Here is a 13,310-nt window from a genome sequence, read left to right on the forward strand (position 1 = left end):
CGAAGATGCCGGGGGCCGGGCCGCCCGATCCCGAAGTTTTCGGTATACAACCGCATACCGCCCTTCCCAAACGCTTCGATTTCCGCTAAGACCCGCGCAGCGAGTCACCCAAACCGAGAGGGCACCATGACCAAGATCAAGGTAGCGAACCCCGTCGTCGAGCTTGACGGCGACGAAATGACCCGGATCATCTGGGATTTCATCAAGAAGAAACTGATCCTGCCCTATCTCGATATCGACCTGAAATACTACGATCTGGGCATCGAGGAACGTGATCGCACCAACGACCAGATCACCGTCGACTCGGCCAATGCGATCAAGCAATACGGCGTGGGCGTGAAATGCGCCACCATCACCCCCGACGAGGCCCGCGTCGAGGAATTCGGCCTCAAGCAGATGTGGCGCTCGCCCAACGGCACGATCCGCAACATCCTTGGCGGCGTGATCTTCCGCGAGCCGATCATCTGCAAGAACGTGCCGCGCCTTGTGCCGGGCTGGACCCAGCCGATCGTGGTTGGCCGTCACGCCTTCGGCGACCAGTATCGCGCGACCGACTTCCTGTTCCCCGGCAAGGGCAAGCTGACGATGAAATTCGTCGGCGAGGACGGCACCGTGATCGAGAAAGAGGTCTTCGACGCCCCCGCCGCCGGCGTGGCCATGGGCATGTATAACCTCGACCAGTCGATCATCGACTTCGCGCGCTCGTCGATGAACTACGGGCTGCTGAAGGGCTGGCCGGTCTACCTGTCGACCAAGAACACCATCCTCAAGGCCTATGACGGCCGCTTCAAGGATCTGTTCCAGAAGGTCTATGAGGAAGAGTTCGAAGAGCAGTTCAAGAAGGCCGGCATCCATTACGAGCACCGCCTGATCGACGACATGGTGGCAAGCGCGCTGAAATGGTCGGGCGGCTATGTCTGGGCCTGCAAGAACTATGACGGCGACGTGCAGTCCGATACCGTGGCGCAGGGCTTCGGCTCGCTTGGCCTGATGACCTCGGTGCTGATGACGCCCGATGGCAAGACGGTCGAGGCCGAGGCGGCGCATGGCACCGTGACGCGCCACTACCGCCAGCACCAGCAGGGCAAGGAAACCTCGACCAACTCCATCGCCTCGATCTACGCCTGGAGCGGCGGCCTGAAGCACCGCGCGAAGCTCGACAACAACGCGGCGCTGCAAACCTTCGCCGAAACGCTGGAGAAGGTGACCGTGCAATGCGTCGAGGACGGGTTCATGACCAAGGACCTCGCGCTGCTGGTCGGCCCCGACCAAAAATGGCTCACCACGATGGGCTATCTGGAAAAGGTGGACGAATACCTCAACAAGGCCCTCAAGGGCTGATCGCGGACGCGATCCACATCAGGGGCGGCGCCGGTGGCGCCGCCCTTTTCGCTGTGCATGGCCCCTCTTGCGGCGGCGCGCGGCGCATGAGACATCTCGCATCATGACCGACACGAACCAGCACTCCCCCCTCGAAGACGCGCAGGGCATCGCCTATGGCGGGCTTATGGCGGCCTTCGGAATCGTGATCCTGACCCATCTGGGCTTTGTCACCGGCCAGACCGCGGGGCTTGCGGTGCTGATCTCTTACGCGACGGGCTGGAGCTTCGGGATCGTCTTCTTCCTGATCAACCTGCCCTTCTACTGGCTCGGTTATCTCCGCATGGGGCGGGTCTTCGTTCTCAAGACCTTCGTGGCGGTCGCACTTCTGTCGGCGGCCTCGATGATCCTGCCGCGCTATGTCAGCTTTGAAACCCTGCATCCGGCGGTGGGGGCGGTGCTGTTCGGCTTCGTCTCGGGCTCGGCGCTGCTGGCGCTGTTTCGCCATGGCGCGAGCCTGGGCGGCGTCGGCATCGTGGCGCTTTACCTTCAGGACAAGACCGGGTTCCGCGCCGGCTGGACCCAGATCCTGTTCGATATCGGCGTCTTCTCGCTGGCGCTATTGCTGCGTGATGTGCAAACCGTGGCCTGGTCCTTCCTTGGGGCGCTGGTCACGAATATGGTGATCGCGTTCAATCACCGGCGCGACCGCTACATCGCAACGTGACGCCATGCTGAAAACCTATGCCTACCTCCTGATCGCCGTCCTGTTCGAGACCTTCGGCTCCACCTGCCTGCAAGCCAGCCAGCAATTCACGCGATTCTGGCCCACGGTCGGGGTCTTCGTCGGATTCGGCGCGGCATTCTGGTTCTTCACACTGGTGCTGAAGGTGCTGCCGCTTGGCGTCACCTATGCGCTGTGGTCGGGGATCGGCATCGTGCTGATCTCGGCCTCGGGCTTTCTGATCTTCGGCCAGCGTCTTGATTTCCCGGCGCTTCTGGGGATCGGGCTGATCGTTGCGGGCATCCTGATCATCAATCTCTTTTCCGGCGTCTCTGCGCATTAGTCTGGCCATCGCCGCGGAATTCGACTATGCGCGGCACCGCAGCATCAAATGGCGGGAACATATGGACCTTCGCAACATTGCGATCATCGCGCACGTTGACCACGGCAAGACGACACTGGTTGACCAGCTTCTGAAGCAATCCGGCGCCTTTCGGGAAAACCAGGCCGTGGCCGAGCGCGCCATGGACAGCAACGACATCGAACGCGAGCGCGGGATCACGATCCTGGCCAAGGCCACCTCGGTCGAGTGGAAGGGCACGCGCATCAACATCGTCGACACGCCCGGCCACGCCGATTTCGGCGGCGAGGTGGAGCGGATCCTGTCCATGGTCGACGGGGTCTGCCTGCTGGTCGACGCCGCCGAAGGGCCGATGCCACAAACGAAATTCGTGACCTCCAAGGCGCTCGCGCTTGGTCTGAAGCCGATCGTGGTGCTGAACAAGGTCGACAAGCCCGCCGCCGAACCCGACCGCGCGCTCAACGAGGTGTTCGATCTTTTTGCCAATCTGGGCGCCTCGGACGAACAGCTCGACTTTCCCCATGTCTACGCCTCGGGCATCGGTGGCTGGGCCGACGCCGAGCTTGACGGCCCGCGCAAGGATCTCTCGGCGCTGTTCGATCTGATCGTGCGCCATGTGGAGCCGCCCAGACAGCAAAGCCGCGCGGCAGAGCCGTTCCAGATGCTTGCTACCACCCTTGGCGCAGACCCGTTCATCGGCCGCATCCTGACCGGCCGGGTTGAATCCGGCCGCCTGAAAGTGGGCGAAACCCTCAAGGCGCTGTCGCGCACCGGCGAGCGGATCGAGCAGTTCCGCTGCACCAAGATCCTCGCCTTCCGCGGCCTGAGCCAGCAGCCGATCGACATGGCCGAGGCGGGCGACATCGTCACCATCGCCGGCATGACCAAGGCCACCGTGGCCGATACGCTCTGCGCGCCCGAGGTGGAAACCGCCCTGCCCGCCCAGCCCATCGACCCGCCGACGATCTCGGTCACCTTCGGCATCAACGACAGCCCCCTTGCCGGCAAGGACGGCAACAAGGTGCAAAGCCGCGTCATCCGCGAACGCCTGATGCGCGAAGCCGAAACCAACGTGGCGATCCGCGTCGAGGACACCCCCGGGGGCGATGCCTTCATCGTCTCGGGCCGGGGCGAATTGCAGATGGGCGTTCTGATCGAGAACATGCGCCGCGAGGGGTTCGAGTTGTCGATCTCGCGCCCGCGCGTGATCTTCCGCGAGGAAGGCGGCGAGCGTCTGGAGCCGGTCGAGGAAGTCATCGTCGATGTCGATGACGAATATTCCGGCGCCGTGATCGAGAAACTGACCGGCCCGCGCAAGGGCGACCTGGTCGAGATGCGCCCCGCCGGCCACGGCAAGACCCGCATCGTCGCGCATGTCCCCTCGCGCGGGCTGATCGGCTATCAGGGCGAATTCATGACCGATACGCGCGGCAACGGCGTGCTGAACCGGATCTTCCACGACTGGGCGCCCTACAAGGGCCCGATCCAGGGCCGCCGCCAGGGCGTGCTGATCTCGATGGAGAACGGCGTCTCGGTGGCCTATGCGCTGTGGAACCTCGAAGAGCGCGGCAAGATGTTCATCGGCGCGCAGGAAGAGGTCTATACCGGCATGATCATCGGCGAGCATTCGCGCGACAACGACCTCGAGGTCAACCCGCTGAAGGGCAAGAAGCTGACCAACGTCCGCGCCTCGGGCACGGACGAGGCCGTACGCCTGACCCCGCCCGTGCGCATGAGCCTCGAAGAGGCCATCGCCTATATCGACGATGACGAACTCGTCGAGGTCACGCCCAAGATCGTCCGGCTGCGCAAGCGCTACCTCGATCCGCACGAACGCAAGCGCATGTCCAGATCCGAATGAGAAAGGGGGGCTCTGCCCCCCTCTGCTCTTTCAGAGCATTCACCCCCCGGGATATTTCCGCTCTGGTGAAAGCACGAGGCCCTTTCATCTTTGCCAAAATATCCTCGGGGGTCCGGGGGCAGACAGCCCCCGGCGGTCCCCGGCTGTTCTAGCGGAAAAGGACCAGCGCACCCGGCGACCAGGCCACGCGCGTGCGCGTGCCCACATCGAGGACCGGGCGGCCGAAAACGTTGCGCATCGAGATGCGGACGGGCTTTTCGACCCCGTCCAGTTTCACGTCGTAATAGGTCATGTCACCATAATAGACGACCTCGTCGATGGTGCCGGGGGTTTCGCGGTCGGTGGCGGTCTGGCCTTCGTAGAGGATCGTGAGGGTTTCGGGTCGGAAGCCGACCGAGGCGGCATCGCCGGTGGGCGCACCGGGGGCCTGTTCGGGTTCGATCTCGAACTGGCCGAGCCCTGCGGCCTCGAGCTGGATATGGCCGCCCGCCTCGCCCAGGACGCGGGCGGGCAGGAAGTTCATCACCCCGATGAAATCGGCGACGCGGCGCGAGTTGGGGCGGCGATAGAGGGTTTCGGGATCGGCCAGCTGCGCGATCTCGCCCTCGAACATCACCGCGATCCGGTCGGACATCACCAGCGCCTCTTCCTGGTCGTGCGTGACCAGGACGAAGGTGATGCCGACCTGGCGTTGCAGCTTGATCAGTTCCACCTGCATCTGTTCGCGCATCTTCTTGTCGAGCGCGGAGAGCGGCTCGTCCAGCAGCAGCACCTTGGGCTTGAGGATGAGCGCGCGGGCAAGCGCCACGCGCTGCCGCTGGCCGCCCGAAAGCGCGTGGGCCGCGCGTTTGCCATAGCCTTTCAGCCCCACCATCTCCAGCGCCTCGGCCACGGCGCTGTCCTTTTCGGATTGCGCGCGCGGGTCGCGGCGCAGGCCGAAGGCCACGTTCTGCTCCACGCTCAGATGCGGAAAGATCGCGTAGCTCTGGAACACCATGTTTGTGGGCCGCTTGTTGGCGGGCACGCCTTCCATGTGCTTGCCGTCGATCAGAACGGCGCCGGACGAGATATCCTCGAACCCCGCGATGGTGCGCAGGAGCGTGGTCTTGCCGCAGCCCGACGGGCCGAGCAGCGAGAAGAACTCGCCCGCGCGGATGCTCGCGGTGATGCCGCGCAGCGCGTGATACTCGCCATAATATTTATGGACGTCCTGAAACTCGATCATGTTGGGACGGTTGGTCACAGGAAGCCTCCGGTATCCTTGCCACCTGCGCGCGCGATGCCGCGGCGGCGGAAATATTCAGCGATGGTCAGAAGAACGATCGAGGCCAGCACAAGCACGGTGCCGAGCGCCATGATCATCGGGATCTGCTTGGGGAAACGCAGCTGCGAGAAGATATAGGTCGGCAGCGTGGGTTCGTTCCCCGCAAGGAAGAAGGCGATGATGAATTCGTCTAGCGAGATGGTGAACGAGATCAGGAAGGACGAGATCAGCCCCGGCATAACCAAGGGCAGCGTGATCAGCCGAAAGGTCGACCATTTGCTTTCGCCCAGATCGTAGGCGGCCTCTTCCAGGCTGCGGTCAAGCGAGGCGAAGGCCGTGTTGAGGATGGCGATCGCATAGGGCGTGGCGATCAGGATATGGCCCAGCATCACGGTAAAGATCGACAGGTTCACCCCAAGGCCCAGAAGCACGACCAGAAGCGACACCGCCACGATGATCTCGGGCAGCACCAGCGGCAGCATGATCAGCCCCAGGATCCCGCCCTTGCCCGGAAACCGGAACCGCGTGCCCGCGCGCGCGGCAAAGATCCCCAGCGTGGTCGCCATGATCGCCGAGGAGACCGCAATGATCAGCGAGTTGCGCAGCGCCCGGCCAAGCGTCGGGTTGGCGAACATCTCGGAGAACCATTGCAGCGTGAACCCCTTGAGGGGGAAGGCGATGATCGTGCCGTCATTGAAGGCGAAAAGCGGCAGCAGGATGATCGGCGCGTAAAGGAACAGCAGATAGGCAAGCGCATAGATGCGCAGGGAAGAGAACTTCATTTCTGCCCCCTCAGGAAACGCCGGTTGAGGAACAGGAAGGCCAGCGACACCACCGTCACCACCACCATCGCCGACACCGCGATGGCCGAGCCGAGCGGCTTGTTGTCCAGCGGCAGCATCTGCGCCTGGATCATGTTGGCCACCATCGGCAGCTTGCCCCCGCCGATCAGTTCGGGCGTGACGTAATCGCCGATCGTCGGGATGAAGACGATCAGCACCGCCGCCACGACGCCCGGCATCGCCAAGGGCAGCGTCACGCGCCAGAAGGTCATCAGGCGGCTTTCGCCCAGGTCCTGCCCCGCCTCCAGAAGCGAGCGGTCGATCTTTTCGAGGCTGACGAAGATCGGCAGGATGGCGAAGGGCGCATAGGCATGGGCCAGCGTCACCGCGATCGCCCCCACCGAGTTGAGCATTTGCAGCGGCGCCTCGATCAGCCCCAGGATATCAAGGCCCGAATTGATCACGCCGTTATAGCCCAGGATCACCTTCCACAGGAAAACGCGGATCAGATACGAGGTCCAGAACGGGATCGTGATCAGAAACAGCCAGCGGGACTTTTTCGACGACGCCACATGGAACGAGACGTAATAGGCGATCGGGAAGGCCAGAAGCACCGTCACCAGCGTCACCAGCCCCGACACCAAGAGCGAGCGCCACAGGATCGCGCGGAAGATCGGGTCGGTCCATGTGGCGATGTAGTTCTCGAAGGTGAATTCGCGGATGATCGTAAGATAGCCGTCCTTGAAGAACGAGAAGGCAAGGATCGTGACCAGCGGCGCGGCCAGCATCAGGATCGCATAGATCGCCGTGGGGCTGATCAGCACATAGCCGTTGAACGCCTCGGACCGGGTCAATCGACTCAGACGTGAACCTGTCGCCATCGGACAGCAAACTCCCTGCTGCGCACGCCTTGAACTCGGTGCGTTTGCAGCAGGTTGGCACATGCCGCGCGCCGAGGAAAGAGGGCATCACGGGGCACGCAGGTGGGCCGCCGGGCTATGCGCAGAAAAGAGGCAGGCCGGTCGTAGCGGCAACTTCGGCATGGTCCTGCGCGTAAAGAAGCGCGACCACGCCCGCAGGCAACCGCGCGGCGTGGCAGGCGGCAAGGAAGCGAAAGGCGGGCTCGGGATCGGCGGTCTGCCCCAGCACGATCACCGGATCGCCCGCCGCAAGAAGGCCAAGCGCGCGTGTATCGGGCGCGGTGCGGCCCGAACAGGACAGCAGGACCGGACCGCCGGTCTCCGCCCCCGCTTCCGCAACCCCAAGCGAATCCAGTGCCGTCTGTCGGGCCGCCACCCCGCGCGCGCGCCATTCCTGCGCCGCCGCCATGGCTGCCTGTCGGGCGCGCTCCAGATCGGCCCGTCCGGCAAGGACGACCGAGGCCCCGGCATGGCGCGTGGGGCACATTACCTCTGACAGCGGCGTGCGCCACGCCCCGGCGATGTAATGCGTCAGGAACCGTTCGGACCAGTCCTCGGCGCTCATACCGGCAGGTCTCCGGGCGGGTTGTCCAGAAGGCGCGCCAGCCGTGCGATGGCGGCGCTGAAGCGCGCCTCGCCCACGCTCCCGGCAAGCGCGATGCGCACCGCGCTTGGCGCGTGGCCGTCGACAAGGGCATATTCGTCGGCCGAGCGCAGCAGGATGCCCTCGGCCTCGGCGGTGCGGGTGAAGGTCGAGGCGCGCCAGCCCACCGGCAGGCGCAGCCACAGGAAGGACAGCCCCGGCTGCGAGGCAACGTCGTGCCGCGCAAGGGTTTCAAGCGCAATCGCCTGGCGCCGTGCCATCACCTCCTGCGCCGAATGGCGCAGCGCCATCGCCTCGCCCGAACGGAACAGGCCGGTGATGATGTCGGTCACCGGGCGCGCAAGGCCGAAATAGCTGTGCTGCGCAGCCAGCCGGCCGGCCTCGCCCATGCCCACGGGGCAGACCACGATCCCGAAGCGCATCCCCGCCGAAATCGTCTTGGACAGGCTGGAAACGTGCCAGCACCGCTCTGGCGCAAGCGCGCGCAGCGCCGGCAGGCCGGAAAACGGCGCGGTGTAGCAGTCATCCTCGAGGATCTGAAGATCGTGCTCGCGGGCGACCGCCACGATCCGGGCCCGCCGCTCGGCGCCCATGCGCACGGTGGTGGGGTTTTGCGCCTCGGTGGTGATGCAGACCACCTGCCCACCATGGCGCCGGCAGGCCGCATCCAGCGCCGCGGGGATCATCCCCTCTTCGTCAAGCGCGATGGGCACAATCTCGGCCCGGTTCAGCCGCGCGGCGTGACGAAAGCCGGGATAAGCCAGCTCTTCGGCGAAGACCACCGGCCGGTCGCCGCGCAGGCAGCATTGCAGCACGATGTTGATCCCGTTCTGCCCGCCATGGCTGAGCACCAGGTCATCCTCTGAGACCGGGCCGATGCGACAACCCGAGAACCATTCCAGCGCGGCCTCGCGGCAGTAACGGTCGCGGCGCAGGCCGGGATATTCCAGATAGTGTTTGCCCACCTCTTCGGCGGCCTTCATCATCGCGCGGGCAAGCGCATCGGCCTGCCCCACATCGGGCAGCTGGGGCGAGCGCAGGTCGATCACCCCCGTGCCCTCGGGATCGGTCAGCGGCTGGTTGTAAAGCGGCTCGGTCGGGCCAAGCCTGCGGCTGCGGGCGGCGACGAAGGTTCCGCGGCCCACCGCGGCCTCGACCAGCCCCTCTTGCGTGGCGATCTGATAGGCCCGCGCAACGGTGCCCGGCGTGACCCCGATGCGCCATGCCAGATCGCGCACGGTAGGAAGCTGCGCGCCAGGCGCCAGATCGCCGCGCCGGACGGAATCGCGCAGCGCCCTGACCAGCGACAGGTATTTCGGCCCGGTGTGGCGGGCAAGATCCGGCTGCCATTTTGTATCAGTCACAATGTTTCTCTGGACCATATTGTGCGGCTTTTGTATTTATACACTTAGAGAATGACCGATATTGTATCAACACGCAAGGTGCGACATGTCCAGCCTCATCCACAAACGCTCTGCCCATGCCGCGATGCGGCCGCTGGCGGTTCTGAACGTGCTGCGGGAATGGGCTCAGCGTCGGCGCGGCCGTGCCGCCCTGGCGCAGCTTGACCCGCGCCTGCTGCGTGACATCGGGGTTGATGCGAACCACGCCGCGCGCGAGGCCGCGCGCCCCTTCTGGATCGAATAGGCGCCGATCGTCCCCTGACGGCACCTCTTCCTTGGCCGGGGCATCCCGGTCATTTTTTATGCGGAAAGGCCGGGCGCAACGCCCGGCCTTTCACATCACACCGCAGGACCGATCAGCCGAGAACGGCCTCGACCGCGATCGAGCGTTTCTTCAACTCGGCGTAAAGTGCCGGAATCACGCGTGTATTTCGGACGGCGCGCGCCAGGGCATCGCCCAGTTGGCTTTCGTTGACCGCGCCGCAGACGCGCCAGACCATGCGCCGCGCGACGCCATCGTCATAAATGATCTCGACCCCGCCCTGGCGCCCCTTGCGCAGGCCAAGCAGATCGAAGCCCCCAGAGGGGCTGTGGAATACGGATTGTGCCATCGTTAAACTGCCCGAATTGTTTTTATATGTCGGTCAGAAAACCATGCGGGCGCCCGGTCTTTCGGTCAATACACAGCCGCGTCATCGCCGCGTTTTCACCGATACGCTGAGTCGCCCCCGCAACACCGCCCCCGCGCCGGATTGTATGCATCCACTGCCCCACAATGGATACAATACAGCCCGCAGCGTCAGGCCGCGAAAAGAACCTGCGCCTCACGCGCGCGCAGCGACAGCCGCGCCCCTTCCCAAGAGGCGCACCCCTCGGGGTGGCGAAGCTCGGGGAAGATTGCGAACAGTTCCGCGCGCTGCGCGGCATCGAGCCCCGACAGCGTCTGCTGGCCGGGCTGGAAGCTTTCGGTCCAGGCGCCATCGCCAAGGATGATCTCATGCGCGTCGAACATCACATGCAGATAGATGACGTGATCGCATGAAAGCCGCTCGATCCCCGGCTGGCCGACCAGATGCAGCGCAGCGACAAGCACCTCGGTCTCACCGAAGAACAGCTCGGCCCGCCGACCGCTGACCAACATGCGGTGCTGCGGCGATACGATCATGTCGCGCAGCGGCAGCCCCGAACCGAGCGCCCCCTTGGCGATGCGCACCGGCTGGAGGCGCGGATTGGCCCGCAACTGCGCCGTCCCGACGACCTTCCGCCCGATCCAGCGGACGGTCTGGAAACCGTTGTCACGCGTCAGCACCTGCTGGCCGATCCGCAGATCCTCGACCGCGACCGCGCCGTCGATCGTGTCGATCAGCGTTCCGGGCGTGAAACAGGGCACATGCTGGATGTTCTCGATATTGGCGAAGGTCGTGATGTCGCCATTCGCCCAACGAATGGTGCCATTCTCGGAATCGTTCGGGTCGTAGATGACCTTGGCGCGGCCGTTGATGACAAGAACGTCGACATCGCTGTTATCAGCATCCTCGCCGCCCTCGATGAACTCGCCCGCGTCCTGCCCGTAATAGAGCGTGATCGTATCCGAGCCGGTGCCGCCATCGACCGAGTCGAGCCCCTCGCCACCGATGATGAGGTCATTCCCTGCCCCGCCCAGGATGGTGTCGTTACCCTCACCCCCGCGCAGCGAATCCCCGCCGCCGCGCCCGTCCATGTAGTCGTTGCCGGCGCCGCCATAGAAATCGTTGGTATAGGCGTCCGCCCCGCCGATTACCTGACCGTCGAAACCGATCATCGTATCGTTGAAAGCCGAGCCATAGATGCCGTCGACACCTTGCAGGGTATCGCCCGCCGCATCCCCGCCCGAGGCCGCACCGCTGGTCAGGTTCACCGACACCCCGGCCGCCGAGGCCGAATAGTCGACATAGTCCATGCCCGCGCCGCCGTTCAGCAGGTCCGAACCGGCGCTGCCTATCAGCGTATCGTTGCCGTCATCACCGTTTTGCGTATCGTTGCCGATCCCGCCATCCAACACGTCGTTGCCCGTGCCGCCATTGAGCAGGTCGTTGTCCGCGCCGCCAAGCAGCGTATCGTTGCCCGCATCGCCGTTCAGGGTATCGTTGCCGATCCCGCCATCCAGCAGATCATCGCCCGTGCCACCAGCCAGCAGATCGGCGCCCGCGCCGCCAAGCAGCGTATCGTTACCGCCGCCGCCCGACAGCGTGTCATTGCCCCCGCCCCCATCCAGAAGGTTCGCGGCAGAGTTACCGGTGATGGTGTTGGCTTCGGCATTGCCGATGACATTCTCGAAGTTGCGCACGACAGAGCTGAAGCCCGTCGTGCTTGAGGTGCCGTTGTCATTCAGCGTGATGCCGACCGCGCCCGGAATGAAATCGAGTGAGACCGTGTCGTTGCCCGTGCCGCCATCCAGATAATCCGGGTTTCCCGAACTGAAGTAGCCGACCTGGGCATAATCGTCACCCTCCTCAAGGTAGACGACGTCAGAGCCGCTGGTGCTTTCCCCGGCCAGCCAGACATCGTTGCCAAGCCCGCCATAGAAGGTATCGCGCCCGGTGCCCCCTTCGACGGTATCGTTGCCGTCACCGCCATAGATCAGGTCATCACCCGCCCCGCCCGTGATCGAGTCGTTCCCCGCCAACCCCGAAATCGTGTCGTTGCTGGAGGTGCCGGTGAGCGTATCGTTGCCCGTGGATCCGTTAATCGTTGCCATCGTTACTGTTACCGTTACCTGACCTTACGGTGCTTATTGTTCCCGATGATCATGCCTGAACAAGTGGGAAAAACTGTGCGTATTTCCTGCGCGCACTAAGGGCGCAAGATGGCAGAAAAATGGCGTCTCAAGCAAATTGCACGCCCTGGTTGTTTTGTGCAAAGAAGCACCCTCCCAAAACGCGCATTTCCTAACGTCAACAAAGGGTTAACGCGCCCAGGGGCCTTCACGGTGCCGTGAGCAACACACCCGTTTTCCGCGTTGATTCGTCCCCGATCCTCGGGCCAAGAAATTAGGATCAGGTGAAGGGTCAGCAGGGAGCGTTCAGCCCCGGTTCTGGCCGACACCGCCCCCAGGCAGTTGCGCCATCTCTTCGGCAAGCGTCGTGCGCAGCCAGTTCGCGATTTCCACGACAACCGGCCGCACCGGACCGGGGCGTGTGGTGAACAGGCGGATCTCGCGGCCCGTGCGCTGCCAGGGCGCATCCCACAGCTGCACCATCCGCCCGTTCAGCACCGCCGAGGATACGACGCTCAGCCAGCCAAGCGCGATGCCGGTGCCATCAAGCGCCGCCTGCAGGATTGCCGCGTAATCCGAAAATACAAGCCAGTTTCCCGGTGGCTTCCGTCCCGCACCCTGCGGGCCAAGGAACGGAGCCCAGATCGACATGTCGTGATCGGACAGGTGGAGGAAGGTATGCCCCCCACCCCCAATCCGGTCCGGTGGCAGGGCACCATGCCGCGCACGATAAGCCGGGCTGCATACCGGCGCGATGATCTCGGGAACGAAGTCCCACCCCTCGCACGTGCGAATCTCTTCGCTGTCCGCCGCAACGATGCGGGTTGCCAAGTCGACATCGGGCGGCAACGACGTGCGTGTTCCCGCCACCAGTTCGAACCTTAGCGCGACGTCGGGGAACGCAGCCGCGAATTCGGCAAGGCGCGGGCCCATCCAGTTCGTCACGAAGGCATTGGACAACGATAGCACCACCTCGGACCGCGCCTTGTCGTGCCGGGCCCGCAGCGCTTCGATCGCATCCGCTATCTGACTCAGGCCATCGCGCACCGCCTGATGAAGAAGCCGGCCTTCGGGCGTCAGCCGCGCACCCTTTGCGCCCCGCACGAACAGTGGCACGCCAAGCTCTTGCTCCAGATGTGCAACGTTGCGACTGATCGAGGGCTGCGAGATGTTGAATTCACGCGCCGCGCCCGTGAAACTGCCAAGCCGCGCAACGGCCTCAAAGACCAGAAGGGGCTTGGGCGAAGCGATCAGGCGGGTCAGAGGCATCATACGCTCAGCGTATAGCTTGCGTGCATTTATTCAATCTTCTTGTG

At 64.2% G+C, this 13,310-nt stretch carries 13 protein-coding genes; 5 read left to right on the forward strand and 8 right to left on the reverse strand.

From position 1 onward, the window contains the following. The first annotated feature begins 126 nt into the window (after positions 1-126). The 4 genes from AC4PTO_RS08975 (at position 127) to typA (ending at position 4,266) form a co-directional block, all read left to right on the forward strand. A complete protein-coding gene (locus AC4PTO_RS08975) occupies positions 127-1,341 on the forward strand; it encodes an NADP-dependent isocitrate dehydrogenase (protein ID WP_492727839.1) in 1,215 nt (404 codons plus the stop codon). Between the two features lie 103 nt (positions 1,342-1,444). Beyond that, entirely contained in the window at positions 1,445-2,047 is a 603-nt protein-coding gene (locus AC4PTO_RS08980) for a YitT family protein (RefSeq protein ID WP_492727840.1), read from the forward strand. A 4-nt stretch (positions 2,048-2,051) separates the two neighbouring features. Next, the gene (locus tag AC4PTO_RS08985) at positions 2,052-2,387 is read left to right on the forward strand and encodes an SMR family transporter (RefSeq protein WP_492727842.1); all 336 of its coding nucleotides are present in this window, start codon (positions 2,052-2,054) and stop codon (positions 2,385-2,387) included. Positions 2,388-2,448: 61 nt separating this feature from the next. Beyond that, positions 2,449-4,266, forward strand: a complete 1,818-nt coding sequence (gene typA / locus AC4PTO_RS08990; RefSeq protein ID WP_492727843.1) for a translational GTPase TypA — start codon at positions 2,449-2,451, stop codon at positions 4,264-4,266. Positions 4,267-4,414: 148 nt separating this feature from the next. On the opposite strand, the gene AC4PTO_RS08995 is transcribed toward typA, so the two are convergent. The 5 genes from AC4PTO_RS08995 to AC4PTO_RS09015 form a co-directional block, all read right to left on the reverse strand. After that, positions 4,415-5,491, reverse strand: coding sequence for an ABC transporter ATP-binding protein (locus AC4PTO_RS08995; protein ID WP_492733593.1), 1,077 nt, complete (start codon positions 5,489-5,491; stop codon positions 4,415-4,417). A gap of 14 nt (positions 5,492-5,505) precedes the next feature. After that, positions 5,506-6,312, reverse strand: coding sequence for an ABC transporter permease (locus AC4PTO_RS09000; protein WP_492727845.1), 807 nt, complete (start codon positions 6,310-6,312; stop codon positions 5,506-5,508). After that, complete coding sequence (locus tag AC4PTO_RS09005; RefSeq protein WP_492727847.1) at positions 6,309-7,193, reverse strand: ABC transporter permease; 885 nt, start codon at positions 7,191-7,193, stop codon at positions 6,309-6,311. Before AC4PTO_RS09005 ends, AC4PTO_RS09000 begins: the two co-directional genes overlap by 4 nt. 115 nt (positions 7,194-7,308) lie before the next feature. Beyond that, entirely contained in the window at positions 7,309-7,797 is a 489-nt protein-coding gene (locus AC4PTO_RS09010; protein ID WP_492727848.1) for a hypothetical protein, read from the reverse strand. Beyond that, a complete protein-coding gene (locus AC4PTO_RS09015; protein ID WP_492727850.1) occupies positions 7,794-9,200 on the reverse strand; it encodes an aminotransferase-like domain-containing protein in 1,407 nt (468 codons plus the stop codon). Before AC4PTO_RS09015 ends, AC4PTO_RS09010 begins: the two co-directional genes overlap by 4 nt. Positions 9,201-9,285: 85 nt before the next feature. On the opposite strand from AC4PTO_RS09015, the gene AC4PTO_RS09020 reads away from it, so the two are divergent. Continuing rightward, complete coding sequence (locus AC4PTO_RS09020) at positions 9,286-9,483, forward strand: DUF1127 domain-containing protein (RefSeq protein WP_492727852.1); 198 nt, start codon at positions 9,286-9,288, stop codon at positions 9,481-9,483. A gap of 112 nt (positions 9,484-9,595) precedes the next feature. On the opposite strand, the gene AC4PTO_RS09025 is transcribed toward AC4PTO_RS09020, so the two are convergent. The 3 genes from AC4PTO_RS09025 to AC4PTO_RS09035 all read right to left on the reverse strand — a co-directional run bounded on the left by AC4PTO_RS09025 (position 9,596) and on the right by AC4PTO_RS09035 (position 13,263). Next, the gene (locus tag AC4PTO_RS09025; protein WP_492727853.1) at positions 9,596-9,850 is read right to left on the reverse strand and encodes a hypothetical protein; all 255 of its coding nucleotides are present in this window, start codon (positions 9,848-9,850) and stop codon (positions 9,596-9,598) included. Between the two features lie 188 nt (positions 9,851-10,038). Continuing rightward, positions 10,039-11,976: a Hint domain-containing protein gene (locus AC4PTO_RS09030; protein WP_492727854.1), complete on the reverse strand. Its 1,938-nt coding sequence runs from the start codon at positions 11,974-11,976 to the stop codon at positions 10,039-10,041. 324 nt (positions 11,977-12,300) lie between these two features. Then, positions 12,301-13,263 (reverse strand): LysR family transcriptional regulator, encoded by a 963-nt coding sequence (locus AC4PTO_RS09035; protein ID WP_492727855.1) that lies wholly within the window; start codon positions 13,261-13,263, stop codon positions 12,301-12,303. Positions 13,264-13,310: the final 47 nt, after the last annotated feature.

The sequence above is a fragment of the Rhodobacter maritimus genome, assembly GCF_058747975.1.

What these genes read in the sequence shown, in the direction of transcription:
- AC4PTO_RS08975 (WP_492727839.1), top strand. Translation starts at nt 127, where the DNA reads ATGACCAAGATCAAGGTAGCGAACCCCGTCGTCGAGCTTGACGGCGAC.
- AC4PTO_RS08995 (WP_492733593.1), bottom strand. Translation starts at nt 5,491, where the DNA reads ATGATCGAGTTTCAGGACGTCCATAAATATTATGGCGAGTATCACGCG.
- AC4PTO_RS09020 (WP_492727852.1), top strand. Translation starts at nt 9,286, where the DNA reads ATGTCCAGCCTCATCCACAAACGCTCTGCCCATGCCGCGATGCGGCCG.
- AC4PTO_RS09030 (WP_492727854.1), bottom strand. Translation starts at nt 11,976, where the DNA reads ATGGCAACGATTAACGGATCCACGGGCAACGATACGCTCACCGGCACC.
- AC4PTO_RS09010 (WP_492727848.1), bottom strand. Translation starts at nt 7,797, where the DNA reads ATGAGCGCCGAGGACTGGTCCGAACGGTTCCTGACGCATTACATCGCC.
- AC4PTO_RS09035 (WP_492727855.1), bottom strand. Translation starts at nt 13,263, where the DNA reads ATGCCTCTGACCCGCCTGATCGCTTCGCCCAAGCCCCTTCTGGTCTTT.
- AC4PTO_RS09005 (WP_492727847.1), bottom strand. Translation starts at nt 7,193, where the DNA reads ATGGCGACAGGTTCACGTCTGAGTCGATTGACCCGGTCCGAGGCGTTC.
- AC4PTO_RS08985 (WP_492727842.1), top strand. Translation starts at nt 2,052, where the DNA reads ATGCTGAAAACCTATGCCTACCTCCTGATCGCCGTCCTGTTCGAGACC.
- typA (WP_492727843.1), top strand. Translation starts at nt 2,449, where the DNA reads ATGGACCTTCGCAACATTGCGATCATCGCGCACGTTGACCACGGCAAG.
- AC4PTO_RS08980 (WP_492727840.1), top strand. Translation starts at nt 1,445, where the DNA reads ATGACCGACACGAACCAGCACTCCCCCCTCGAAGACGCGCAGGGCATC.
- AC4PTO_RS09000 (WP_492727845.1), bottom strand. Translation starts at nt 6,312, where the DNA reads ATGAAGTTCTCTTCCCTGCGCATCTATGCGCTTGCCTATCTGCTGTTC.
- AC4PTO_RS09025 (WP_492727853.1), bottom strand. Translation starts at nt 9,850, where the DNA reads ATGGCACAATCCGTATTCCACAGCCCCTCTGGGGGCTTCGATCTGCTT.